Consider the following 23238-nt stretch of genomic DNA (forward strand, 5'->3'; position numbering starts at 1 on the left):
GACGCGCGGCTCTGCCGTCTCCTTGGACGTCGAAGCGGGGCTGGCGGTGACGCTCGGCGACGGAGTCATGTCGCGATTCTGCCGCTTACCGCAGGTTGTTCAGGTCCACACCTTCGAAGGCGTACGTGATCGTTTGATCCGTCTGGATCTGCTGCTTCACCGGGGTGTCCAGTCCCAGCAGCTTCGCCCGCCTGGTCTCGATGTCCAGGACCGTCTTGATGGCGTCCAGCAGCGGGCCGGCGTCCTGCAGAGGCTTCCCGTCCAGCGTCACGACCCGGCCGTTGGAGACCGTGATGTGGTGGCGCTCCAGAACTTCGTTGGCCTTCACCAACAGGGCGTCCAGGCGCTCCATCTGCTCGGCCCGGTATGTCTCCACCGCCTCAACGGGGATCTCGGCCAGGGTCGCCTTGTACAGCCTGTGTACGGCCTGCTTCGTGATGCCCAGCTGCTTGCCGATCGCCTCGTAAGTCATACCGGTACGACGCAGTCTCATCACCTCGGCACGGCGGTTACGGGAGTCTTCAACCTGATCCGGGGGACGACGATCGCCCATGGTCAAGCCCCCCTATGTCAACTTCGGCTGCCTATGAGGCAAGCAGGTCGAAATGGAAACCGAGGATCAAGCCGACCATCGCAATCCAGCGAATCAGCCGTTCTACCTTCGGGTTCCTCAGTGCCTTTGCAGACGTCTCAACAGCCCACTTCATGAGCCATGGCGCCCCAAGCAGCAATGCAAGCGCCCCAAAGACTGTACCCCCGGCATATATGCGCACCAGTACGTCCCGCCACGAGGGAAACCATATGACAAGCAAGGTGGCAGCAGTTCCCGCTAGCATGCACAGAGCTGTTGCAGCATAAACAGCATTCAACCGGCGCGACCTGATCGGATCAAAGCTCGTATACCTGCTGCCGAACTCGCGTATACGCTCCGGCCCGATTATGTCCATGATGATCGTCATGCCCGATAGGAACGCGATCACCTTTCCTGCCCGCCCAAGAGCCAGGATGGACCACCCGTACAGGGTGTGCTGGTTCACCTGGACGTTGTGGAACCACATGTCCCACGCCTCCAAGTAGCTGATGTCGGTCATGGCGGGAGCGTAGGCATACAGCGCTGATCAGGTCCTCGACTTCTCCAACTCCACTGGCAACAACAGCTTCTCCACGCGATAGTCGGGGGGTGAACTGGGCTCAGGTCGTCCCCGCGCTCCTTGGCACTCTCCTAGGCGGTGGTATCTCCCTCGTCACCACCTGGTGGTCACAACGCCACCAGGTCCGGCTTGCTCGCGAGGAGCGCGATCAGGAGCGCGAGCGGGCCGCCCTGCTGAGCGCCCGAGCGGCCATCGTGAAGTTGATCGAGCTGAGACCCAAACCCAGTCAGTCAGTCGAGTTACGAGACTTTCGGGCAGCCCTGGGTCGCCGCCCGCGTCCGAAGCCAGAAGACTGGCCTCCGAAGGAGGACGACAAGGCGTGGGAGGAGGAGCGGAGCGCCCTACTCTTTCAGTTCCAACTGGCCATCGACGAGTTCTCCGATGCGACCATTCGGAAGCGGCTCGACGAGATCCACATCGTGTTGCACTTCGCGGACTTCTGGTGGAGGGAGATCGGCCGACCAGAATCGAACACTCGTGACCGTGTGGCTCATGACGCCCGAGTTCTCCTAGGGCGGATCAGTCGCGGAGAGCCTCCAGGAGAACTGTCAGAGGTATCCCAGGACGCTCTTTCCACGATCCGCGACCAGATCGCAATCCACGAAGAGATGCAAGAACTACAGGAGAAGGAGCGCGAGCGGCGTTTCGCTGCAGAGTGGGAGAATCGCCCCCCCATCTTCGGCGGGAGGGCCAAGCCCAAACAAGACGAAGAGCCCGGTCCGGAACCAGGCTCTTCTGACAATGATCGTTAGGCTACTCGCACAGTACGTCACACCGATCTTCGGTATCAAGCAGCCACAACAGCGCCCATCGCCACGCTCACCACATCCCCCACTCGATAGAGCGGCCGAGGCGGTCCGTCCGGCTTCAGCGGGGGTGCGTATTCACGGGGGGCCAGCTTTCCCCGCTTCACCCACATGCGTACCGCCGAGCTGCTCACCTTCACGCCCACGCCGGTCGCTGGCATAGCCACGTACGAGGAACTGCCGAGCAGGTTCTCAATCTGTGCGAGCATCCACTTCCGACGCGCTGAGATGTCGTAGACGAGCCGCTCTCCGTCCTCGGCCAGGCAGTGCCGACAGGTCACCTCCGCGTCCCCTGGCCGGGCGTACAGGGGCATCTGGCAGACCTCGCACGGCCCCGCGTACAGCTGGTCCGGAGGCCGGTCGATGACCATCCGGACGCCTTGGACCGCGTCGCCGACCTCCTGTACTGCCTCTCCCCCAGCAGGGTGATGACGGAGCCATTCAGCCTGTCTCAGGAGCCAGGTGGAGATGGGGACGAGGTCGTCCGCGGGAAGCTGGACGCCGCGCTCGTCGGCCACCAGACGCGCCCACGAGACCAGCACCTGCCGCAGGTGGCCCCCCTTCTCCGAGGCGGCGATGTGGAACGGCAGCCGCCTCTCACTGGACCGCCGCACAGCCCCGCTCGTCATCCGCGCCCGGCCGGTGAGCGTCACCTCCAGCTCCTCCACAAGGAGTGGCACCGCCTCAAGGTCGAGTCGGAGCCGATCCCCGCACCGGGCACAGACGTGGGCGAGATCGGCGACGGGTGCGCCGCACAGGTCGCACAGGACCCCGTTCACCGCAGTTCCCGCACGTCATAGTCCTTCAAGGACTTGAGCGTGATGCCGGTGACGAACTCCACAGGCCCCACATACGGACGCCGTTCGCCGGCGCCGCTGCCCTAAGGCAGCAAGGGCCTGTCGGGGCTTTGTGCGTGATGGCTCGCCGGCTCACTGCCGCGATAACGATCACCTCAACGGAGATCGCGGCCGGCCTGGTGGTCGCCGAGCAGACGGTCAAGACGCACGTGAGCCGGATCCTGGTCAAGCTCGGGCTGCGCGACCGGACGCAGGCGGCGGTGTTCGCGTACGAGACGGGCCTGGTCCGCCCGTCCGGCTACTGACCCCGCCCAGCCTGCCACTGCCGCACCCAGGCGCGGCCGTAGTCGTTGCCGTGCGGGGTGCGCAGCACGGTGTGGACGTGGAACGGCTTGGGGGTGTCGTAGTCGAGGAAGACGCCGCAGTGGTGGTCGAGCTCGGCGATGAGGACGGGCGACTGGAGCCGGTAGTAGAAGACGTCGCCGGGCCGGTGCCCGCCGATCCAGCAGAACCAGGTCTCCTCCAGGTGGGCGGCGACCTCCCTGAGCCGGGCGGCGCGCGGCCCTTCGGGCAGCAGCCCGGCGAACGTGGCCGCGATGGCCAGCGCGTGCTGCCTGGCCTCGGCGGGCATGTGGGCGACCCGGAGGCCCTCGACCGGGATCACCCGGTTGTCCTGGAACGCCCCGGCCAGGTGGCGTTCGTCGCCGGGGTCCACCCGGCCCTCCGGCATGGCCGGATCGACCATCCGCTCGTAGACGACCGCCTGCCGGCGCTGCTCGGCGGGCAGCGCGGCCATCAGCCGGAGCCCAAGCTCCACCCGGTCGGCGAACACGTCGCGCAGCCCGGCGTGCGGGCCCGCGTCGATCTCGTCGGGCTCGGCGCCGAGGAACACCGGCGACAGCGCCATGCGGCCCTCGACGACCAGGCAGTTGATCGCGCAGTGGTGACCGTAGAGCTGCCAGCCCCAAGGGGCGCGCAGGTCGGGGGTGCCATAGAGGGCGAGGTTGTAGCTGAACTCGTTGAGCACGGTCTCCAGGCCGACGACCTCGCCGAGGAAGCCGTTGATGCGCATCATCGCGCGGGCCAGCTCGTACCCCTCGGGCGAGAGCGAGGCCCGCACCAGCGCCAGGGCCTTCTCACGGACCGGCTCGGGCTGGCGCTCCAGGCGCAGGCCGGTGTCGAACTGCAGGAACTCCGGGTTGGCCCAGGTCTGCCACTCCACGGCGTCCACCGGATGGGTGACGCGGGCGCGGCTCTCGTCGTCGAGTGCGGCGAGCAGGTCGCGGGCGGCGGCCGTCATGGCCGCGACGGGCGCCTCCTCGCCCGGCTCGGCCGGTGTCAGCGGGAAAAGGCCCTCGCGGAGGACGCCGTCCTCGGTGACGCCGCGGAACTCGTTCTTGTAGAGCGGGGTCCAGTTCGCCACCAGGCCGCCGGTGAACGTGCCCGGTGTCCTGGCCAGCTCGCCGTAGGCGTACGGGTCGAGGCCGCGGATCCCGGCCAGGCGCGGGTGGTCGTGCGGGAACAGGTGCCGTCGGTAACCACCGGGCATGACGGGCTCCTCCGGCGATCGGGGGGTCAGGGGGCGGGGGTGCGGTGTGCGGCGACGGCGGCGCGGACCGCGGCCTCGTCGCCGTCGGCGATGGCCTCGACCAGATCGGCGTGGACCTGGTAGCGGGCGGCCCGGTACGCCTCCCTCCGGTCGTCACCGGGCCGGTCAGTGACGGGCCGGTCGGTGGCGGGCCGGTCGTCGGCGAGGTGGGCGGACGTGGTGCCCAGATGGCCGAGGGTGCCGACGTAGACGGCCCGTGCCATCGCGTTCGGGCTGATGGCGGCGATCCGCTCGTGCAGCGCCCAGTTGGCGCGCATGAAGCCGTCCCAGCCGGGCGCGGCGCGCAGCCGGCGCAGCAGGCGGCGCAGGTCGGCGACGTCCCGGCCGGTGCGGTGCCGGGCGGCGCCGAGGTCGATGAGCTCTTCGAGGTGCTCGCGCAGCTCGATGGCGTCGGCGACCGTGCCGGGCTCGTCGGCGACGCTCAGCAGCGTGTGCCGCAGCCGCACCACCGGCCCCCGGTCGGCGGCGAACAGCCCGCCGCCGCGCCCCGGGCGGATCTCCAGCACGCCCCGGTCGCGCAGCAGCCGGACGGCCTCGCTGACCGTCGCGTAGGCGAGGCCGGTCTCGGCGCGCAGCGACTCCAGCGTCCCGACCGGCTCGCCGGGCGCGAGCCCGCGGATGCGCTCGTCGAGCGCGGCGGCCAGCCGCTCGGCGCGGGTGCGCGCGCCCTGCCCGACGCCGGCCAGGGGTTGTCCGGCGGAGGAGGTGTGCGGCATAGTCGCCATCCAAGCACAAACCTGCGAACCTTTAGAAGGGTTGCGCGGCAGGCGCGAGGAGTTGGCCGATGAGGATCGTGGGCATCCGCAGGGACGGCGGCCCGGTCGAGGTGGCGGCGCTGTCTCCGGACGGCACGGAGGTCACCGTGCTGGCCGGGCTGCGGGAGTTCTGGGCCGGCGCGTCCGCCTGGCTGTCGCGGGAGCCGGCCGGCGAGACCGTCCCGGCCTCGGCGGTCGCCTTCGTGCCGCCGGTGCTGCCGGAGGCGCGGGTGATCTGCGTCGGGCTCAACTACCTCAGGCACGTGGCCGAGGGCTCGTACGCGGGCGAGGGCGTGCCGCCGCACCCGACGCTGTTCGCCCGCTGGACGCGGTCGCTGACCGTCGGCGGCGTCCCGGTGCCGGTGCCGTCGGGCGAGGACGGCCTGGACTGGGAGGGCGAGGTCGTGGCGTACGTGGGGGCGCCGCTGGCCGACGCCGGCCCCGACGAGGCGCTGGCCGCCGTGGCCGGCTACTCGGCCTTCAACGACATCACCTCACGCCGCGCGCAGAAGCTGACCAGCCAGTGGATCCTCGGCAAGAACGGCGACAACTCCGGCCCGCTCGGCCCGCTGGTGCCCGCCGCCGAGGTCGGCGACCTGCGTGACGGGCTGCGGGTGCGGACCAGGGTCAACGGCGAGGTCGTCCAGGACGGCTCCACCGACGAGATGGTCTACACCGTCGGCGACACGCTCGCCCTCATCTCCCGTACGTTCACGCTGCGGCCCGGCGACCTGCTCGCCACCGGCACCCCCTCCGGGGTCGGCTACGCCCGTACGCCGCCGTGGCTCCTGCGTCCTGGCGACGAGGTGGAGGTCGAGGTCGAGCGGCTCGGCAGCGTACGCAACCCGATCGTCGCCAACGACGCCCGCCTGAAGGAAGTCACCGCAGGCGCTCGCGCACCCAGGCCGGGTCGGGGGTTGACGTACGCCTCGCCGTCCAGCACCACCGTCGGGACCGTCTCCGAGCCGCCGTTGACGGCGCGCACCGCCGCCGCGCCCTCCGGATCGCGCCAGATGTCCACCCAGTACGCCCGGCGGGCGTCGCGCCCCAGCCGGAGGCGCAGCCGAAGACAGTAGCGGCAGCCCGCCCGCCAGTAGACGATCGCGCGGCCGTCGGCGGCGCTCAGCTCGCGGGCGCGGGCCGCGCCGACCGGCCGGGGGAACGCCAGCGGCGACAGCCACCAGGCGGCCGCACCGAACAGCACGAGGAGCACGGCCGCGGCGACGGTCTCCCCCGAGGTGAACCTGGTGATCGCCGACGCCAGGCCGAGCAGCGCCATCAGCCCGGCCATCGTCCACGCGCGCATCATGGTGCGGACGTTATCGGGGCCCCGGTCGCCGGTCGGACGCCGGGGGCCCTCTTGCACTGCGCAACCGTTGCACACTGCCATGAACAGACCCGTGCCCGTCGCGCGTATCCCATGACGAGCGGCGCCTTCCGACCCGACGCCGCGCCACCCGGATCCGGAACGGGATGACTGTCATGGCTCACCGCAGCTTGTCCACCGCCGGGGGCCTCGCCGCCCTCTGCCTGCTCACCGCCTGCGCCGGCTACACCCCCACGCCCCTCCCCGACACCGCCGCGTTCGACGCCACCGTGGCCGCCCAGCCCACCGGCACTCCCGCCCAGCGAGAGGACGAGGCCGGCACCGTACAGACCAAGTGGGGGCCGCTGTCGGAGCTCGACCGCGACCTCGTCCGCAAGGTACGCCTGGCCAGCCTGTGGGAGATGCCCATGGCGCAGGACGCGATCCAGCGCGCCGACGCCGCCCGCGTCCGCCAGATCAGCCGGGAGATCGCCGACCAGCACCACACCCTCGACCGCCAGGTCCGCGACGTGGCCGGCAAGCTGCGGATCACCCTGCCGGTCAAGCCCACCGACCAGCAGCAGGCGTGGATGACCGACATCTCCGGCCGGTCAGGCCCGGCCTACGACGCCACGTACGTCAAGTGGCTGCGCCTGGCGCACGGCCAGATCTTCGGGGTGATCGGCACCGTGCGCGGCACCACCCAGAACACCCTGATCCGCCGCTTCTCCGAGCAGGCCAACGCGGCCGTGCTCAACCACCAGCGCCTCCTGGAGAGCACCGGCCTGACCACCCCCGAGAGCTTCCCCACCCCGCCCTCCTGACCTCACCAACGTGTACAACTGTGCCCATGAAACAGCCCTTCGCGGGCGGCGGGGCCGACGCCGACGACCTCGACGCCGTCATCTCGGCCGTGCTCACCGGCTCGCGGCTGCTGGTGGCCGTCGCGGCCCGCTCCCTGGCCGCGGCCCAGGACCGGGTCACCCTCCCCCAGTTCCGCATGCTGGTGGTGCTGTCGATGCACGGCGAGACCAAGCTCGTCACCATGGCCGAGCTGCTCGCCGTCAACAGCTCCACCGCCATGCGGATGGCCGACCGCCTCGCCGCCGCCGGTCTCGTCACCCGAGAGGTCAACCCGCACAACCGCCGCGAAAGCCTCATGCGACTCACCGCCGGCGGCCGTCAGCTCGTCGAGGAGGTGACGGCGCGCCGCCGCGAGGAGATCGCGGCCATCGTCTCCCGCATGACCCCCGAGCAGTCCCGTGCGCTCATCTCCGCCATGAACGCCTTCACCGAGGCCGGCGGCGAGAGCCCGCCGGGGCCCCGCTATCCGCTCGGCTGGCCCGACGCCCCCTGAGACCGGCCTCACGCCAGCGGCTTGACCCAGCGGGACCACTCGGGCTGCGGTGCGTAGCCGGCCGCGGACCAGGCCGGATGGGCGAGGACGTTGTCCTCGAGCACCATGGCGTCGGCCCGGAACGCGCCGAACGCGGCGAAGCGCGCCTCGGCCGCGGCGAGCAGCGCCGTGGCGATGCCCTGGCGGCGGTGACCGGGGTGGACGGCCAGCCGGTAGAGGTGGGCGCGCCAGCCGTCCCAGCCGGCGATCAGCGTCCCCACGAGTTCGCCGCCGTCCGGCCGCTCGGCGATGAGCAGGGCCTCGGGGTCGCGTTCGACGAGCGCGATCACCTTGTCCGGCGAGTCGGGCCGGTCGGTGCCCTCGGCGGCCAGCAGCCAGAAGGCGAGCACGTCCGGCACGTCGTCAGGCCCGCCGCAGCGGATCTTCACCCCACGCATGCGGGCGAGCCTAACAGGCCCTCCTCCGGCGGCCCCCGGTCAGAGCCAGCCGCGTGACTCGGCGACCCGTACGGCCTCGGCCCGGTTGCGGGCGCCGGTCTTGCCGATCGCGGAGGACAGGTAGTTGCGCACGGTGCCCTCGGTCAGGAACAGGTGGCGGGCGATGTCGGCGACGGTCGCGCCGCCGGACGCGGTCCGCAGCACCTCGGCCTCGCGCTGGGTGAGCGGGCTCGGCCCGACGGTCAGGGCGGAGACCGCCAGCTTCGGGTCGATCACCGTCTCCCCGGCCATGACCCGGCGCACCGCCGCGGTCAGCTCGGCCACCGGCGCGTCCTTGACCACGAACCCGGCCACGCCGGCCGCCAGCGCCCGGCCGAGATAGCCGGGCCGGCCGAACGTCGTGACGATGACCACGCGCTGCCCGCGCAGGCGTTCGGCTACCGTCAGGCCGGACATGCCGGGCATCTCGATGTCGAGCAGGATCACGTCGGGCCGGTGCTCGGCCACCGCGGCCTCGACCTGGTCGCCGCGCCCGACCTCGGCCACCACCTCGATGTCGTCCTCCAGCGACAGCAGCGCGGCGAGGCCGCCCCTGACGAGCTCCTGGTCGTCGGCGACGAGGACGCGGATCACGACGGCTCCACCGGTACGCGGGCGCGCAGCAGGTAGCCGGCGCCGTCCGGGGTCGGGCCCGTCTCCAGGCGCCCGCCGGCCGCGGCGAGGCGTTCGGCCAGCCCGGTCAGGCCGTTCCCCGGGGCGGTGCCGGGGGGCGGGCCGGTGCCGTCGTCGCGTACCTCGACGGTGGCGGCGCCGCCGTCCACGGCGAGGGCGATCCGGCAGCGGCGGGCGCGGCTGTGGCGGACGACGTTCGTGGCGGCCTCGCGTACGGTCCAGGCGAGCAGCGTCTCGGCGGCGGCCGGGATGGGGCCGCCGGCGGGCGAGACCTCCAGATGGATCCCGGCCAGCGCGAGGCCGCCGCTCGCCCGCCGCAGCTCGTCGGACAGTGCGGGGGCGCGGTAGCCGGCGACGGCGTGACGCACCTCGTCGAGCGCCCGGCGGGCGGCGCGCTCCACGTCGGCCATCCGGCTCGCGGCCCCCTCGGGGTCGGCGCGGGCCAGCCGGGCGGCGAGCTGGCTGCTGATCGTGATCGAGGTGAGCGTGTGGCCGAGGGTGTCGTGCAGGTCGCGGGCGAAGCGCAGCCGCTCGTTGTCCACGGCGAGCTGCGCCACCTCGGCGCGGGCGGCGGCGAGCCTGGCCAGCAGCTCGCCCATGCCCAGCAGCGCCGACACCGCACCCGCCTCGGCGAAGATCACCAGCGGCACCCACCAGATCTGCCCCACCGGCAGCCCGTACGCCGCCAGCACCCCGGCCGTGACCGCCGCCGTCGCCACCAGCGCCGCCGCGAACGCCACGCCGCGCACCACGGGGGCCAGCGCGCTCACCACGAAGACGAAGCTCACGTACGCCCACGGCGGCCCCAGGACCGGCATGCCCGCCAGCGCCGCGACGACCACCCCGGCCGGCCACCACGGCGCCGGCCGGCCCGGCCCGAACACCGCCCACGTCGTACGGAGCCAGCACACCACGAAGACCGCGGCCACCGCCGCCACCCACAGCACCCGCCACGGCTCCGGCCGGGACCCGGCGGACGTCCACGCGAACGTCCCCAGCGGCCAGGCCAGCAGGGCCAGCCAGGCGGCCGACCCTGCCCTGGCCGCCGTACGCCCGCGGCTGAAGTCGAAATCCTCCACGCTCACGTCGTCCGCATTCACAACGCCCGACGGTAACGCCAGAGGGCCAGCGCGACGAAGACCAGCGTCCACCCGGCGAGCACGGCGAGCGAGAGCCCCGTCGGCGGCTCGCCCTCCAGCGCCCGCCAGCCGAGCGAGCCGACCTGGTAGGTGGGGCTGTACTCGGCCAGCGCCCGCATGCCGGCCGGCATGCTGGTCACCGGCACCCACAGCCCGCCGAGCACGGACAGCCCGAAGTAGACGATCATCATGGCCAGGCTGGCGAGCTGGCCTCTGAAGGTGTAGCCGAAGGCCACGCCGAGCGCGGCGAACGGCAGCACGCCCGCCCAGATGAGCGGCACCAGCGCCGCCCACGTGCCCGCGGGCAGCCGCACCCCGCCCAGCAGCGCGCCCGCCGCCAGCACGACGAGGATGCTGGGCAGCACCCCGGCGGCGGCGCCGAGCAGCTTGGCGGTCACGTAGCCGTGGGCGGGCAGCGGGGTGACGGCGAGCTGCCGCAGCCAGCCGCCGGCCCGCTCCATCGCGATGGCGCCGCCGACGAACATCGCGCCGCCCATCGCCCCGTAGGTGGCCATGGACACCATCGCCTGGGCGGGCGGCGCCACGGTCAGCACCTTGGCCCAGAGCAGGAAGAGCAGGAGCGGGAAGACGGTCAGCATGGTCATCCCGACCGGGTTGCGGAGGGCCCGCGCCAGCTCCAGCCGTACGTACGCGCTCATCGCCGCGGTCCTTCCGTCTGCTCCGTACCGGCCGTCAGGCTGACGAAGGCGCTCTCCAGGTCCACGCCCTCGACGCGCACGCCCCTGACGTCGTCGAAGGCGGCGAACAGCGCCCGCAGCGTCGCGTCGGAGTCGACGGTGCGCAGGGCCACGGCGCCGCCCCCGGAGACGCCGCCCTCGACGTGGACGCCGCGCACGCCCGGCAGCGCGCGCAGCCGGGCCAGGTCGGCGCCTTCGGGGACGTCCGCCCGGTCGAAGCGCACCTCTCCCCCGCCGACCAGGGCCTTGATCGCGTCCACCGGGCCGTCGGCGACGACCCGGCCGCGGGCCAGCAGCACGACGCGGTCGGCGTAGGCGTCGGCCTCGGCCAGGTAGTGGGTGGCGAAGACGGTGGTGCCTGCCCGGCGTTTCACCTCGTGCCAGAGGGCGCGGCGGCCGTCCACGTCCAGGCCGGCGGTGGGCTCGTCGAGCACCAGCATCCCGGGGCCGCCGGCCAGGGCGAGGGCGAACCTGACCCGCTGCCGCTGCCCGCCGGACAGCCGGCCCACGAGCCGCTGGGCGAGGTCCTCGACGCCCGCGGCGCGCAGGGTGGCGGCGAGGGGTGGCGGGCGGTCGTACATGGCGGCGACGGTGGCGACCAGCTCGCGCACCCGTACGTCGTCGAGCAGCCCCGCCTCCTGCGGCAGCACGCCGACGCGGCCGGCGCGCAGGGCGTCGGCGGGCGGGCGGCCGAGCAGCGTGGCCCGGCCCGAGGTGGCCGGCAGCAGGCCGAGCGCCACGGCGAGCAGGGTGCTCTTGCCCGCCCCATTGGGTCCGAGCAGCGCCACCGTCTCCCCTTCGGCGACGGTGAGGTCCACCCCGTCCAGGGCGGTGACAGGTCCGTAGCGTTTGCGTACGTCGTCCAGTTCCAGGGCGTTTCGCATGGCTCCAGCGTGCGGGGGCGGGGTGCCGTGGAGGTAGTGCGGCACGTCAGCCACGCGGACATGACAAACGTCATCGCAGGTAAAGACTGGCGGCGATCTCGTTGCCGGGGAATTACCCAGGTAGGGGCTTAGTTGTACACATCGGACGCGAGATGACATAACTCCGCGTACCGGGCATCGCAATCTTTTTCTCTTACTGGCCCTCTGCGAGGAGCCGTGCGATCGCCCCCCTGGCAGCCGCCGCTTCGGACGCTGCCGACGACCATTGCACGACACACCGCCCAGGAGCGTATTTCTTCATGTTCGAGCACCGTCTTACGCATGCCCGCACCGCCCTCCGCGCCACGCTCGGCGCCGCCCTCGCCGCAGGAGCCGTCGCCGGTGGCATCGCCGCCGGTGGCACCGCCGCCCACGCCGACACCGACGTCCGTCCGCCCGCCCACGCCGCCCAGGTCGCCCAGACCGGGGCCAACGGCGAGGCCGGCGAGCGCTCGCAGGCCGTCCAGGTGACCGCCGACCAGGTCCTGGCCGCGGCCAGGGCGCAGATCGGCACCACCGAGAACGCCGACGGTGGCGGCACGAAGTTCCAGGACTGGTACGTCACCTCGCAGCGCGGCGCGGAGACCGCCGCCCGCGACGGCGGCAACATCACCTCCTACAAGAACGCCCCCTGGTGCTCGATGTTCGTGTCCTGGGTCGGCGAGCACACCGGCGCCCGCTCGCAGATCGGCTGGGACGCCTACACCGTGGCCCACGCCAAGTGGTTCGAGGCCAACCACCGCTGGGGCACCGAGGCCAAGCCCGGCGCCGTCGTCTTCTTCGACTGGAACGGCAGCAAGAGCTTGACCGCCATCGACCACGTCGGCTTCGTCGTCAAGGACAACGGCGACGGCACCCTGACCACCATCGAGGGCAACACCGGCAACGGCAAGGTCGAGCAGCGGACCCGTCCGACCTCGCAGGTCGTCGGCTACGGCTACCCGGCCTACGCCTCCTGAGACGAAGCCTCATGAACGGCGCCCCCGCGTACGCGGCGGGCGCCGTTCGCGTCTCCAGGGTCCCCCCAGTGTCCCCTCAGCGCCCGTCGTCCGCGGCGGGTGCGGCGTCCCGGTCCGTGACGAGCAGCTGCCTGAGCAGCGCGGCGGTGCGTGACTCCGACGCCGACGGGCCGGCCGAGCGGGCGAGGTCGGCCACGATGTTGAGCGCCGCGTGCGCGCGGAAACGGACGCGGGCCGGCTCCTCCCCCGGCCGCAGCTCGGCGAGCAGGCCGGTCCAGGTGTCGACGTGCCGCCGCTGGGCGGCGCGCAGCCGCCGCAGGTCGGCCGGGGGCAGGTTCTCGCCCTCGGTGAGGTAGACGGCGGTGAGGTCGGCCTGGTCGAAGGTGTAGGCGACATAGGTGTCGATCAGCCGGGACAGGGCCTCGGCAGGCGTGCCCGCGCCGGCCAGCGCGGCGGCCGTGAGGTGCTCCAGACGGCTGGTGGCGCGGTAGTAGGCGGCGGCGAGCAGCTCGGCCTTGCCGGTGAAGTGCGTGTAGACGCTGGAGGCGTTGATGCCGGCGGCCTGGCCGATGTCGGCGATGCTGACCTGGTGGTAGCCGCGCTCGTCGAAGAGCCTGACGGCCTCGGCGAGCAGCCGCTCACGGCGGGGCAGCAACGCGAACCGCCCCGCGTCGCCGGGCGACTCTCCCTGCGCGGGCGGGTTTTCCGGGGCGGGGAGGTCGGCGGCGAGGACCGTGGCGACGCAGCCGAGAACGGTCTGCTCGGCCTTCGCCCTGGGCAGGCTCGCCCGATGGGTGGCCGGGCTCGCGATCACGCTCAGCGCGGCCGAGGTGAGCAGCGCGGCGTCGCGCCTCCCCAGCTCGGGCCGCACCCCCAGCAGCAGCTCCCGCAGGGCGCGCACCGAACGGCCGAACGACGCGGCCGGCCCCGCCTGGAGCCCGGGGTCGAGATGGCGGGCCTCCCACTGGTAGAGCCGCGCCACGCCGCGCCGGTCGAGGGTGTAGCGGACCAGCGCCCGCAGCGCGGCGTCCAGGCGCTCGCCGGGGGTCGGGGCGTCGGCGCCGGCGGCCACGCACCCGGCGAAGCGGGTGACCAGCTCCTCGACGGCCGCGGCGAGCACGGCCTGTTTGTTCGGGAAATGCCGGTAGATGGCCGGGCCGGTGATGCCGACCTCCTGGGCGATGTCCTCGATGCCGACGTTGTGGTAGCCGCGGGCGCAGAACAGCTCGGCGGCGACGAGGGCGATCGCCTCCCTGCGGTCCTTGGGCCGGGCGCGCTGACTTGTCGGCATGACCCGAGTGTAGCGATCGCGTGGTGAGCCGGAAATCACCCCTCCCTCTTCCGAACGTACGCTTTCTACCTGCTCCAACGTGGACGTAAGTAAGTCGTGATTCGGATGTATTGACACCAGAACGATGTTCGGGCTTCGATGGAGGCGCTCGGGGTCTGCGGAGGGAGAAAAAGGATGATCACAGAGGCGGACGTGCGCGCCGCGCTGGGTACGCACACGGTTCCTGAGCTGCTGCGGCGCAACGCCGAGGAGCACGGCGACCTGCCCGCCCTGACCGGGACCGACGGGAACACGCTGACCTGGGGCGAGCTGCGCGAGCGGGTGCTGTCCGTGGCGAGCGGGCTCCACGCGCTGGGCCTGCGGCACGGCGAGCGGCTGCTCATCGGCATGTCGAGCCGTCCTGAGCACTGGATCGCCGACCTCGCCGCGGTCGAGCTGGGCGCGATCCCCTGCACCACGTACGCGACGTTGAGCCCGGAGCAGATCCGCCAGGTCGCGCTGCACAGCGCGGCCACCGTGGTGGTGCTGGAGGGCCCGGCCGAGCTGGAGCGGTGGGCGCCCGCGCTGGCCGCGATGCCGGGGCTGAAGGGCGTCGTGGTCGTCGAGGACGTCGGCGACTCCGGCCACACGCGCTTCGCCGACCTGGTGGCCGCCACGGGCGACGCGCCGCCGCCCGCGAACGCCGCGCAGGACGACCCGGTGACGATGATCTACACCTCGGGGACGACCGGCGACCCGAAGGGCGTGGTGCTCTCGCACCTCAACGTGCTCTACCAGTGCGCGCTCCAGGAGCTGGTCCAGCCCACGCCCGCGAACCCGCGGACGGTCGCTTACCTGCCGCTCGCGCACATCGCCGAGCGAGTCCTTGGCATCTACCTGCCGATCTACACCGCGGGCCACGTGACGATCTGCGCCGACTCCACGAAGCTGCTGCCCACGCTGGTCGCGGTCCGGCCGCAGGCGTTCTTCGGCGTGCCGCGCGTGTGGGAGAAGTTCGCCGCCGGGTTGCAGCAGATGCTCACCGCCCTGGACAGCGACGCGCTCCGCCGGGCGCGCGAGCTGGCCGCCGAGGCGTACCGGATCCGCGCCACCGGCGACGAACCGGACGCCGAGCTGGCCGCAGAGCTGGAGCGCGCGGACCAGGAGGTGCTCCGGCCGCTGCGCGAGCGCATCGGGCTCGCCGAGGCGGTCCGGCTGGGCAGCGGCGCGGCGCCCATCCCCGCCGAGGTGCTGGAGTTCTTCGGCAGCCTCGGCATGACGGTCATGGAGGTCTGGGGGCTCAGCGAGACCACCGGCTCGGCCACCAGCACGTTCCGCGACGACTACCGGGCCGGCACGGTCGGCCGCCCGATGCCGGGCATGGAGATCAAGCTCGCCGACGACGGCGAGATCCTGGTCCGCGGGCCGCTGGTGTTCCTCGGCTACCTCCAGCCCGACGGGCAGGTGAAGCCCGCGGTGGACGCCGACGGCTGGCTCGCGACCGGCGACATCGGCGCCCACGACGACAACGGGCTGCTGCGGATCATCGACCGCAAGAAGGAGATGATCATCACTTCGCACGGCAAGAACATCGCGCCGAGCGCCGTCGAGTCGCTGCTGCGCGCGCACCCGCTGATCGGGTACGCCGTCGTGGTCGGCGACCGGCGGCCTTACCTGACGGCGCTGATCATGCTGGACGAGGAGGCAGCGCCCGCCTGGGCCAAGGCGCGGGGCATCGCCGGGGTCGAGCTGAAGGAGCTCGCCGCCGACCCGCAGGTTCTGGCGGAGCTGGCCGAGGGCGTCGAACGGGCGAACGCGGCGCTGTCGCGGCCCGAGCAGGTGAAGGCGTACCGCGTGCTCGACCACGCGTGGAGCCCGGCGAGCGGGGAGCTCACCCCGTCGCTGAAGCTGCGGCGGCGGGTCATCGAGCAGCGCTACGCCGAGGTGATCGAAGAGCTCTACAGGGGAGGATCTGGGGCGTGACCTTGACCGACGAGCGGCGCGACTTCGTGGCCGCCATCGAGGACTTCTGCCGCCGCGAGGCCGGCACCCGCGAGCAGTGGCTCAAGCTGACGAACGGGGGCGCCGAGCCGCACCACGACGGCATCTACCGGAAGATGGGCGAGCTCGGCTGGCTGGGCGTCGCGGTCCCGCAGGAGTACGGCGGCGCCGGCCAGAGCATGGTGGACCTGCTGCTGTTCCTGGAGACCACCGCCTACTGGCAGGTGCCGATCGGCGGGTTCGCCACGTCCGCGATCACCGCCGCCTCCTACGAGAAGTTCGGCAGCGAGGAGCAGAAGCACCGGGTGCTCGGCGACTTCCTGCGCGGCGAGGTGCTGGCGGTGTCGATGTCGGAGCCCGGCGCGGGGTCGGACGTCGCGGCGCTGAACTGCCGGGCCGAGCGGCGCGACGGCGGCTGGGTGATCAACGGCCAGAAGACGTGGTGCTCCAACGCGCACCTCGCCGAGCACATCCTGCTCGTCGCCCGCACGTCCACGGAGGGCGGTAAGCACGACGGGCTCACCATGTTCTCCGTCGCGGCCGGCGTCGAGGGCCTGACCATCCGCGGCATCGAGACGATGGGCGGGCGCGAGGTCAACGACCTCTACTTCACCGACTGCCGGCTGCCGGAGAACGCGGTGGTGGGCGAGGTCGGCTCGGCCTGGCGGCAGCTCATGTCCGGGCTCAACCTGGAGCGCATGATCCTCGCCGGACTGATGCTCGGCACCGCGCGCCGGGTGTTCGACGACACGGTGGCGTACGTGCGCGAGCGGCGGCAGTTCGGCCGCCCGGTCGGCAGCTTCCAGGCGCTGCGGCACCGGCTCGCCGACCACGCCACCGAGCTGGAGTGCACGCGGCTGCTGGTGCACGACGTGGCGCGGCGGATCGAGGCCGACCCGGAGCGGCAGCTCCCGCGCGAGGCGTCGATGGCCAAGCTGAAGGCGACGGAGCTGGCCAAGGCGCTGGCCCTGGACGGCATGCAGATGATGGGCGGCTACGGCTACGCCACGGAGTACGGCATGGAACGCCTGCTGCGCTCCACGGTCGTGTCCACCGTGTACGGGGGCACGAGCGAGATCCAGCGCGACATCATCGGCAAGTCGTACGGGCTCTGACCGCCGGCCCGGCCCCCGCCGGGCTGGCACAAAAATGGCACAAAGACGGCCGAGCATCGGGAAAGCCATGTAAGTCCCGTCACTAGGGTGAAAACCAGGCAGGTGACCGCGGACGGGGCAGGTTCGGCATGGCACGGGAGGACACGCCGTACCCGATGCTGGTCGTCGGCGCGTCAGGCGTCGTCGAGGAGGCGAACGCGGCCGCCCGCGCGCTGCCCGGCGGCGCGCGGGACGTTCCCGCGTGGCTGCTGCGTGCCCACCGCGAGCACGCCGGCGGGGAGCCCGATGAGCCGGTCTTCGGGCCCGTGGGCGAGCGGGTCTTCGAGGCGTATCCCGTGCACGACGACGGCGCGGGCCGCGTCGAGTGGTGGCTCGTGGACGTCACCGTACGGCACCGGGCCGACGAGGCACTGCGGGCCGAGCGGGACTCGCTGGCGGCCGTGGTGAAGGCGTCCAGCGAGCTGCTGTCCACGCTCAACCTGGACCGCTGCCTGGAGTCCGTCGCGCGGCTGGCGGTACGGCACCTCGCCGTGGCCGCCCGGGTCGTCCTGCCGCGCCACGGACATCGGCACGTGGTCGCCTGCTGCGATGCGGGCGACGGCGCCGTACACCGGGACCTGGCCCGCGACGCGGGGAGCATGCCCGGCCTGGCCGAGGCGCTGCGGGGCTTCCCGCCGGTGCCGCCCCGCTGGCTGGACCCCGCCGAGGCGCCCGGCTGGGTGACGGGGGACGCGCCCGCCGGGATCGGCTCGGTCGTGGTGCTCGCGCTTCCCGGGTACGGGCTGCCGGCCGGCGCGCTGATCCTCCTGCGCCGTTCGGAGAGTCACGGTTTCACCCCGTTCGAGGAGTTGTTCGCCCCGCTGTTCGCCGCCCGCGCGGGCACCGCGATCTCGATCGCCCGCCTGTACGCCGAGCAGGCCGCGATCACCGAGACCCTGATGGCCGACCTGCTGCCGCCCGTCGTGACGCACGTGGACGGCGTGGAGGTGGCCGGCCGCTACCGGGCGGCGGGCGACAGCGCGCTGGTCGGCGGGGACTTCTACGACGTGCACGCGGTCGCGGGCGCCGGCCGCCGGTCCCTGGTGGTGCTCGGCGACGTGTCCGGCAAAGGGCTGGAGGCGGCGGTGCTCACCGGCAAGATCCGCAACACGCTGCGCGCCCTGCTGCCGTTCGCCGACGACCATCAGTGGGTGCTGAACCGCCTCAACGACGTGCTGCTCGCCACCGTCGGCCCCCGCTACGTCACGCTCGTGCTGGCCGGGGTCGAACGCCGCGGCGGCCGGGTCGTGCTCCGGCTGACCAGCGCGGGCCATCCGCCGCCGATGATCGTCCGCCTCGACGGGCGGGTGCAGGTGGCCCGTACCAGGGGGACGCTGATCGGGCTGCTGGAGCACGTCACCAGCGTCACCGAGGAGGTGCTGCTGGAGCCCGGCGACACCTGCCTGCTCTACAGCGACGGCGTCATCGAGGCGAGGGGCGGGCCGCTCGGGGGCGAGATGTTCGGCGACGAACGGCTGGAGGCCGAGCTGCGGCGCTGCGCCGGCATGCCGGCCGACGCCCTGGCCGAGCGGGTGCAGATGCTCGCCTCGCAGTGGGCGGGCGGCGGCGAGCGCGACGACCTCGCGATCGTCGCCATCGGCGTGCCGCGCGAGCCGCCGCCACGGAACGGCCCGGTCCAGTGAACGGCGGCCCTGTGAACGGCGGCCCTGTGAACGACGGCCCTGTGAACGACGGCGTCGAGCGGTACGAGGAAGAGCTGTGGGAGGCGGCGACCGCCGGCGACGAGTACGCCGCGATCGACGCCGCCGTGTCCGCGCTCGACGGCGGCGTACCCGCCGAGAGCCTGATCCTGGACGTGGTGGCCGCCGTGCAGGCGCGGGTCGGCCAGGCGTGGGCGGACAACCTGATCACGGTCGCCCAGGAGCACACGGCGACCGCGGTCAACGAGAGCGTGCTCGTCGTCGCGGCCCACCACGCGGCGACGCTGCAGCACGGCCCCGCGCCGGTCAAGGGGCGGATCTGCGTGGCGTGCGTGGAGGGCGAGTGGCACACGTTCCCCGTCCGGCTGCTGTCGGAGGTGCTGCGGCTGCGCGGCTGGCGGGTCGACTACCTGGGCGCGCACGTCCCCACCTCGCACCTCGTCCCGCACCTGCACCGGACCGGTCCTAGCGCGGTCGCCCTGTCCGGCTCGATCGCCATCCACCTGCCGGCCGCGCACGCGTCGATCACGGCCTGCCAGGCGGCGGGCACGCCGGTGCTCGCCGGCGGCCCCGCGTTCGGCCCGGACGGCCGTTACGCCCGCCGGTTCGGCGCGGACGCCTGGGCGCCGGACGCCCGCGCGGCCGCCGACCTGCTCGACCGCGGTCTCCCCCGGCGCGGCACGCCCGGAGACGCCTACCAGGCCGACCCCGAGTACGTGGTCCTCGACGACCGCGCGCCCGTCCTGGTCAGGGACGTCATGGAGGAGCTGGCCCGGCACGCCCCCGAGGAGGAACCGCGCGGCGACACTGCCGAGGACGCCGCCTCGGTCGTCGGCTACCTGAAGGCGGCCGTCTACGTCGGCGACCCTGGGCTGTTCACCTCCTTCGCCGGGTGGCTGGCGCAGATGCTCGGGGCGCGCGGCATGCCCGCCCCCGCCCTGCTGGCCGCCCTGGACGTGCTGGCCGCCCGCCTGCCCGGCCTGCCGCACGCCCAGGCGACACTCGCCGAGGCCCGCGCGACCCTCCTCGCCTAGCGCGTGCTGATGGTCACCCGGTGCCCGGGGTGACCGTGACCAGCTTCAAGGCCTTGGCCGCTCCGGCCGTGGTGTTCCCTGTCCACCTCGCCAGGTAGGTGTACGTCCCGGCGATCTGGGGCGTGTCGGTGAAGCTGTACGAGCCGTCGGCGTTCGTGCTCACCGACTCGAGCGGGACGGACCCGGAGTCGTCGTCCGACACGTTGCGCTGCAGGATGATCGTGGCGCCCGGTCCGGGCGGCCCGTCACCCACCGTCAGCACGCCGGTCAGCTCCATGGGCTCGCCGACGGTGCCGGACTCCGGCCCGTCCAGGGTGAGGGTGGAGTTGCGCCTGACCGTCGTGGTGGCGGAGGTGCTGCTCCAGCGGGCTCTGCCGTCTCCGTCCCAGAGCACGGTGTAGGTCACCGCGCCGACGTCCGGCGGCGTGTCCGTGAAGGCGAACGTGCCGTCCTTGCCTGTCGTCACGCTGTCGAGCGGCTCGCTCGTCCCGTCGGCCAGGCGGCGGGTCACGGCGAGCGACTGCCTGGTGAGCGGCCTGCCGCCGGCATATGTGAGCCGCCCCTCGAGGGGGACCGGTGCGCCGAACGACGCGCGCGCCGGGGCCGTCAGCGTCAGCTCGGAGGCCGGCAGCGTGATACCGCGCAGCCGCCACAGCAGCAGCCGGCCCGCCGGATTCCGCAGCAGCACGAAGACGTCCGGCTCGGAGAACGCGACGCCGCCCGGGACCAGCTCGGCGTCCGGCTGGTCGGCGGAGTACACGGACGCTCCGGTCTCGCCGTCATAGAGCGTGAAGTCGGTGCCCCACTGGCGTCCCGCGGCCACGAAGCGCCCTCCGGCGGAGATCGCCACGCCGGCCGGATACCCGTCCCATTCGTCCCCATAGGCTCCGGTCGCCCCCAGGGTCGTGGTGTCGTACTTGGTGAAGGACCCGGGGGCGTCGGCCGCCGAGATCAGGGTGGAGCCGTCGAGGGAGAGCGCGAGCTCGTTCAGCCTGTCGAGGTACTGCGTCTGGCCGTCGATCTCGCCGCGCAGGACCGGGCTGCCGCCGCCGACGTCGTAGACCAGCAGGTCGGCTTGGTGCGTGCCGGTCTCGCCGACCACGAGCGTGTCGCGGGCGGCCGCGAGCGCGGGAGGCCGGGCGTGCACGCGCCCGAGCGTCACCGGTTCCGGTGCCGCCACCGTGAGGTCCAGGCCGACGACGCCGCCGTCCTCGCCGCCCTTCTCGCCGCCGCAGCCGTGTCCCACCCACAGCCGGTCGCCGGACAGGGCCAGCGTGGACGGGCAGGGATGTGCGGACAGGTCGAGGCGCCGGATGACGGTGCTGCTCGCGGTGTCGATCTCGGCCACCTCGTTCGAGCCGGGGAGCGAGGCGTACAGGCGGGTGGCGTCCGCGTTCAGGGCCAGCCGTGCCACGCCCGCCAGGCCGGTGACGACGTCGCCCGTGTCGTTCCCGTCCATGTCGCCCACCATGACCCGGTCCGCGGCGGAGACGAACACCCGGCCACCCCCGACGGCGAGGTCGGCGGTGAAGGAGGTGATGCTCACCCCGAGGTCTCTCGTGGTGTCGGCGGCCGAGGCGACGGTGGCCGGCACGGTGAGCAGGCCCGCGATCAGGGCGGCGGCGCCGCCGGCGGCGGTTAATCGGCGGACCAGCGGATGGGGCATGTAGGACCTCCCAAGATCGGAACAGACGTTCCCATGACGTCCTAGAAGTGCTCCCACGTCAAGATCGGCATCTCACCGAGAACCCGACTCTCCGTGATACCGCCAGGTCGACACGCCCGGGCGGCGTCGGATTCTGATCAAGTGCACTCCGTGCCGGCCGGTGGGCAGGGCTCCTTCGCGCACGGAAGGAGTCCTGCCGGTTTCGCTACGTGTCGCCCCTAGTAGTCCTGGCAGGGCAGGCCGTGGGACTCGTAGCCGCCGCCGGGCTTGTGGTACCAGAGCTGCGCGCACAGCCGCTTGCCCGCGACGTCCGACACCCGGCCCTTCAGGAACTCCCTGGTGCCGCCGTTGTAGGAGTAGTCGCCCGTGCCGCCGTAGCGGGCGCCGGTGGCCCAGTACCAGATGTCGATGTGGTAGGTCCCGCTGATCCCGGTGTTCTGCTGGACGCTGACCCGTCGCGTGCCGGCCGGATCGGTGTTCGAGCCGATCCACATCCAGCCGTTGCCGCCGGCCGCCGCGGGCGGCGCGCCGATGGCCGCGACGGTTCCGGCGAGCAGGACGCCGAGCGCCGCGCTGATCATGCCCCGCCGCATCGTGCCGCGTCGCCTCGATCTCGTTGTCACGTGAACCTCCAGGGTCGGCTTCATGCCGTCGTACGGATGCGAGATGGTGCGGAGCGCTCCTCTGCCGATGCTTCCGCGGGGGGCGTGCCTTCGACAGGGCATTGACCGGCCATCTGCCGCCGCCCCGGGCCGACCAGAGGCGATGCCGTACAGGTATCACCGGATGCAGAAATGCACTTGGACGGGAATCGTCGCTCGTCCTTACCCTGGCGCCATGAGCATGCCCCGTTACTCCCCGCAGGAGCTCGCCGCCCGGCTCAGGAGCGGCCTGTTGTCGTTCCCCGTCACGCACTTCACCCCTGACCTGCGCTTCGACGAGGCGGGCTACCGCGAGCACGTGTCCTGGCTGAGCGAGCACCCGGTGGCCGGGCTGTTCGCGGCGGGCGGCACCGGCGAGGGCTTCTCGCTGACCGGCGAGGAGATCGACCGGGTCGTCCGTGCGGCGGTCGGCGAGGTCGGCGGCCGGGTGCCGGTCATCGCGCCGGCCACCGGCGGCACCGCCACCGCCGTCGCCCAGGCGCGCGCCGCCGAGGCGGCGGGCGCCGACGGGCTGCTGCTGATGCCGCCCTACCTCACGGAGGCCGGCCAGGACGGGCTGGTCGAGCACGTGTCGGCGGTCTGCGCCGCCACCGGGCTCGGCGTGATCGTCTACAGCCGGGCCAACGCGGTGCTCACCGACCGCAGCGTGGAGCGGCTGGCCGCGCGCAACCCGACGTTCGTCGGCCTCAAGGACGGCGTCGGCGACATCGAGAACCTCACCCGCGTCTACGCCGCCGTCGGCGAGCGCCTGACCTACATCGGCGGCCTGCCCACGGCCGAGACCTTCGCGCTGCCGCTGCTGCAGCTCGGCGTGAGCACGTACTCCTCGGCGATCTTCAACTTCCTGCCGGAGTTCGCGCTCGGCTTCTACGCCGACGTACGGGCGCAGGACCACGCGGCGGTCTACCGCCGCATCCGCGAGTTCATCGTGCCCTACCTGGACATCCGGGACCGGACGAAGGGGTACGCCGTCTCGATCGTCAAGGCGGGCCTGGCCGCCGTCGGCCGCCCCGCCGGCCCGGTCCGGCCGCCGCTGCAGAACCTGACCGACGCCGAGCTGGCCGAGCTGACCCTGCTCATCGGCAAGGTCTCCCCGGGGATCGCCTAGCATCACGGCATGGCCGGGATGACGGTGATCGAGTGCGCTGGCAGCCCCCTGGAGATGGGCCGGGCGCACGGCG

At 72.7% G+C, this 23238-nt stretch carries 24 protein-coding genes and 1 pseudogene; 11 read left to right on the forward strand and 14 right to left on the reverse strand.

Annotation, left to right across the window (positions count from 1 at the left end; genetic code table 11):
• Window positions 1-85 precede the first annotated feature (85 nt).
• Together BMW85_RS00310 and BMW85_RS00315 are read right to left on the reverse strand one after the other, a co-directional pair.
• Entirely contained in the window at window positions 86-553 is a 468-nt protein-coding gene (locus tag BMW85_RS00310) for a helix-turn-helix domain-containing protein (RefSeq protein ID WP_143082050.1), read from the reverse strand.
• 31 nt (window positions 554-584) lie between these two features.
• Complete coding sequence (locus BMW85_RS00315) at window positions 585-1091, reverse strand: hypothetical protein (protein WP_091075344.1); 507 nt, start codon at window positions 1089-1091, stop codon at window positions 585-587.
• Window positions 1092-1180: 89 nt separating this feature from the next.
• On the opposite strand from BMW85_RS00315, the gene BMW85_RS00320 reads away from it, so the two are divergent.
• On the forward strand, window positions 1181-1903 hold the full coding sequence (locus BMW85_RS00320) for a hypothetical protein (RefSeq protein WP_091075346.1): 723 nt from the start codon (window positions 1181-1183) through the stop codon (window positions 1901-1903).
• 35 nt (window positions 1904-1938) lie between these two features.
• On the opposite strand, the gene BMW85_RS00325 is transcribed toward BMW85_RS00320, so the two are convergent.
• Window positions 1939-2736, reverse strand: coding sequence for a hypothetical protein (locus BMW85_RS00325; protein WP_091075348.1), 798 nt, complete (start codon window positions 2734-2736; stop codon window positions 1939-1941).
• 137 nt (window positions 2737-2873) lie between these two features.
• Here BMW85_RS00325 and BMW85_RS00330 point away from each other — a divergent pair, with 137 nt between their 5' ends.
• Window positions 2874-3059, forward strand: a complete 186-nt coding sequence (locus BMW85_RS00330) for a response regulator transcription factor (RefSeq protein WP_425434303.1) — start codon at window positions 2874-2876, stop codon at window positions 3057-3059.
• On the opposite strand, the gene BMW85_RS00335 is transcribed toward BMW85_RS00330, so the two are convergent.
• Window positions 3053-4303: a DUF3500 domain-containing protein gene (locus tag BMW85_RS00335; protein ID WP_091075351.1), complete on the reverse strand. Its 1251-nt coding sequence runs from the start codon at window positions 4301-4303 to the stop codon at window positions 3053-3055. The two genes, BMW85_RS00330 and BMW85_RS00335, sit on opposite strands and share 7 nt — an antisense overlap.
• Before the next feature lie 26 nt (window positions 4304-4329).
• A complete protein-coding gene (locus BMW85_RS00340) occupies window positions 4330-5079 on the reverse strand; it encodes a FadR/GntR family transcriptional regulator (protein ID WP_091075352.1) in 750 nt (249 codons plus the stop codon).
• A 68-nt stretch (window positions 5080-5147) separates the two neighbouring features.
• Here BMW85_RS00340 and BMW85_RS00345 point away from each other — a divergent pair, with 68 nt between their 5' ends.
• The gene (locus tag BMW85_RS00345) at window positions 5148-6194 is read left to right on the forward strand and encodes a fumarylacetoacetate hydrolase family protein (protein WP_245774522.1); all 1047 of its coding nucleotides are present in this window, start codon (window positions 5148-5150) and stop codon (window positions 6192-6194) included.
• Here the strand turns inward: BMW85_RS00345 and BMW85_RS50685 are convergent.
• A pseudogene (locus BMW85_RS50685) lies at window positions 6107-6508 on the reverse strand (hypothetical protein); the annotation flags it as partial. The gene BMW85_RS00345 and the pseudogene BMW85_RS50685 sit on opposite strands and share 88 nt — an antisense overlap.
• 92 nt (window positions 6509-6600) lie before the next feature.
• Here BMW85_RS50685 and BMW85_RS00355 point away from each other — a divergent pair.
• A complete protein-coding gene (locus BMW85_RS00355; protein ID WP_091075355.1) occupies window positions 6601-7248 on the forward strand; it encodes a DUF4142 domain-containing protein in 648 nt (215 codons plus the stop codon).
• Window positions 7249-7274: 26 nt separating this feature from the next.
• Window positions 7275-7781: a MarR family winged helix-turn-helix transcriptional regulator gene (locus tag BMW85_RS00360; RefSeq protein WP_091075357.1), complete on the forward strand. Its 507-nt coding sequence runs from the start codon at window positions 7275-7277 to the stop codon at window positions 7779-7781.
• An 8-nt stretch (window positions 7782-7789) separates the two neighbouring features.
• Here the strand turns inward: BMW85_RS00360 and BMW85_RS00365 are convergent, their stop codons facing one another.
• From BMW85_RS00365 to BMW85_RS00385, 5 genes are read right to left on the reverse strand one after another with little or no spacing between them, the layout of a single operon-like run.
• A complete protein-coding gene (locus tag BMW85_RS00365; RefSeq protein ID WP_091075360.1) occupies window positions 7790-8218 on the reverse strand; it encodes a GNAT family N-acetyltransferase in 429 nt (142 codons plus the stop codon).
• Between the two features lie 39 nt (window positions 8219-8257).
• On the reverse strand, window positions 8258-8851 hold the full coding sequence (locus BMW85_RS00370; RefSeq protein WP_091075362.1) for a response regulator transcription factor: 594 nt from the start codon (window positions 8849-8851) through the stop codon (window positions 8258-8260).
• Window positions 8848-9990: a sensor histidine kinase gene (locus BMW85_RS00375; RefSeq protein ID WP_143082051.1), complete on the reverse strand. Its 1143-nt coding sequence runs from the start codon at window positions 9988-9990 to the stop codon at window positions 8848-8850. Before BMW85_RS00375 ends, BMW85_RS00370 begins: the two co-directional genes overlap by 4 nt.
• Complete coding sequence (locus BMW85_RS00380) at window positions 9987-10688, reverse strand: ABC transporter permease (RefSeq protein ID WP_091075367.1); 702 nt, start codon at window positions 10686-10688, stop codon at window positions 9987-9989. The genes BMW85_RS00375 and BMW85_RS00380 overlap by 4 nt, the downstream gene beginning before the upstream one ends.
• Entirely contained in the window at window positions 10685-11611 is a 927-nt protein-coding gene (locus BMW85_RS00385; protein WP_091075369.1) for an ABC transporter ATP-binding protein, read from the reverse strand. The genes BMW85_RS00380 and BMW85_RS00385 overlap by 4 nt, the downstream gene beginning before the upstream one ends.
• A gap of 299 nt (window positions 11612-11910) precedes the next feature.
• On the opposite strand from BMW85_RS00385, the gene BMW85_RS00390 reads away from it, so the two are divergent.
• Window positions 11911-12609, forward strand: a complete 699-nt coding sequence (locus BMW85_RS00390; protein WP_091075372.1) for a CHAP domain-containing protein — start codon at window positions 11911-11913, stop codon at window positions 12607-12609.
• Between the two features lie 76 nt (window positions 12610-12685).
• On the opposite strand, the gene BMW85_RS00395 is transcribed toward BMW85_RS00390, so the two are convergent.
• Window positions 12686-13900: a TetR/AcrR family transcriptional regulator gene (locus BMW85_RS00395; protein ID WP_091075374.1), complete on the reverse strand. Its 1215-nt coding sequence runs from the start codon at window positions 13898-13900 to the stop codon at window positions 12686-12688.
• 174 nt (window positions 13901-14074) lie between these two features.
• On the opposite strand from BMW85_RS00395, the gene BMW85_RS00400 reads away from it, so the two are divergent.
• From BMW85_RS00400 to BMW85_RS00415, 4 genes are all read left to right on the forward strand, one after another.
• Entirely contained in the window at window positions 14075-15862 is a 1788-nt protein-coding gene (locus tag BMW85_RS00400; protein ID WP_091075375.1) for an AMP-dependent synthetase/ligase, read from the forward strand.
• Window positions 15859-16995, forward strand: a complete 1137-nt coding sequence (locus BMW85_RS00405; RefSeq protein WP_091075378.1) for an acyl-CoA dehydrogenase family protein — start codon at window positions 15859-15861, stop codon at window positions 16993-16995. Before BMW85_RS00400 ends, BMW85_RS00405 begins: the two co-directional genes overlap by 4 nt.
• Before the next feature lie 128 nt (window positions 16996-17123).
• Window positions 17124-18677: a PP2C family protein-serine/threonine phosphatase gene (locus tag BMW85_RS00410; RefSeq protein ID WP_091075380.1), complete on the forward strand. Its 1554-nt coding sequence runs from the start codon at window positions 17124-17126 to the stop codon at window positions 18675-18677.
• A 26-nt stretch (window positions 18678-18703) separates the two neighbouring features.
• A complete protein-coding gene (locus tag BMW85_RS00415) occupies window positions 18704-19729 on the forward strand; it encodes a cobalamin B12-binding domain-containing protein (protein WP_245774523.1) in 1026 nt (341 codons plus the stop codon).
• A gap of 13 nt (window positions 19730-19742) precedes the next feature.
• On the opposite strand, the gene BMW85_RS00420 is transcribed toward BMW85_RS00415, so the two are convergent.
• Both BMW85_RS00420 and BMW85_RS00425 read right to left on the reverse strand, forming a co-directional pair.
• Window positions 19743-21395 (reverse strand): YncE family protein, encoded by a 1653-nt coding sequence (locus tag BMW85_RS00420; protein WP_091075383.1) that lies wholly within the window; start codon window positions 21393-21395, stop codon window positions 19743-19745.
• 218 nt (window positions 21396-21613) lie between these two features.
• Window positions 21614-22018 carry a hypothetical protein gene (locus BMW85_RS00425; RefSeq protein ID WP_143082052.1) on the reverse strand — a complete coding sequence of 135 codons (405 nt, stop codon included), beginning with the start codon at window positions 22016-22018 and terminating at the stop codon, window positions 21614-21616.
• 214 nt (window positions 22019-22232) lie between these two features.
• On the opposite strand from BMW85_RS00425, the gene kdgD reads away from it, so the two are divergent.
• Window positions 22233-23165, forward strand: a complete 933-nt coding sequence (kdgD, locus tag BMW85_RS00430; protein ID WP_245774524.1) for a 5-dehydro-4-deoxyglucarate dehydratase — start codon at window positions 22233-22235, stop codon at window positions 23163-23165.
• The last annotated feature ends 73 nt before the right edge of the window (window positions 23166-23238 follow it).

Source organism: Nonomuraea wenchangensis, from assembly GCF_900111685.1.
GTDB lineage: Bacteria > Actinomycetota > Actinomycetes > Streptosporangiales > Streptosporangiaceae > Nonomuraea > Nonomuraea wenchangensis.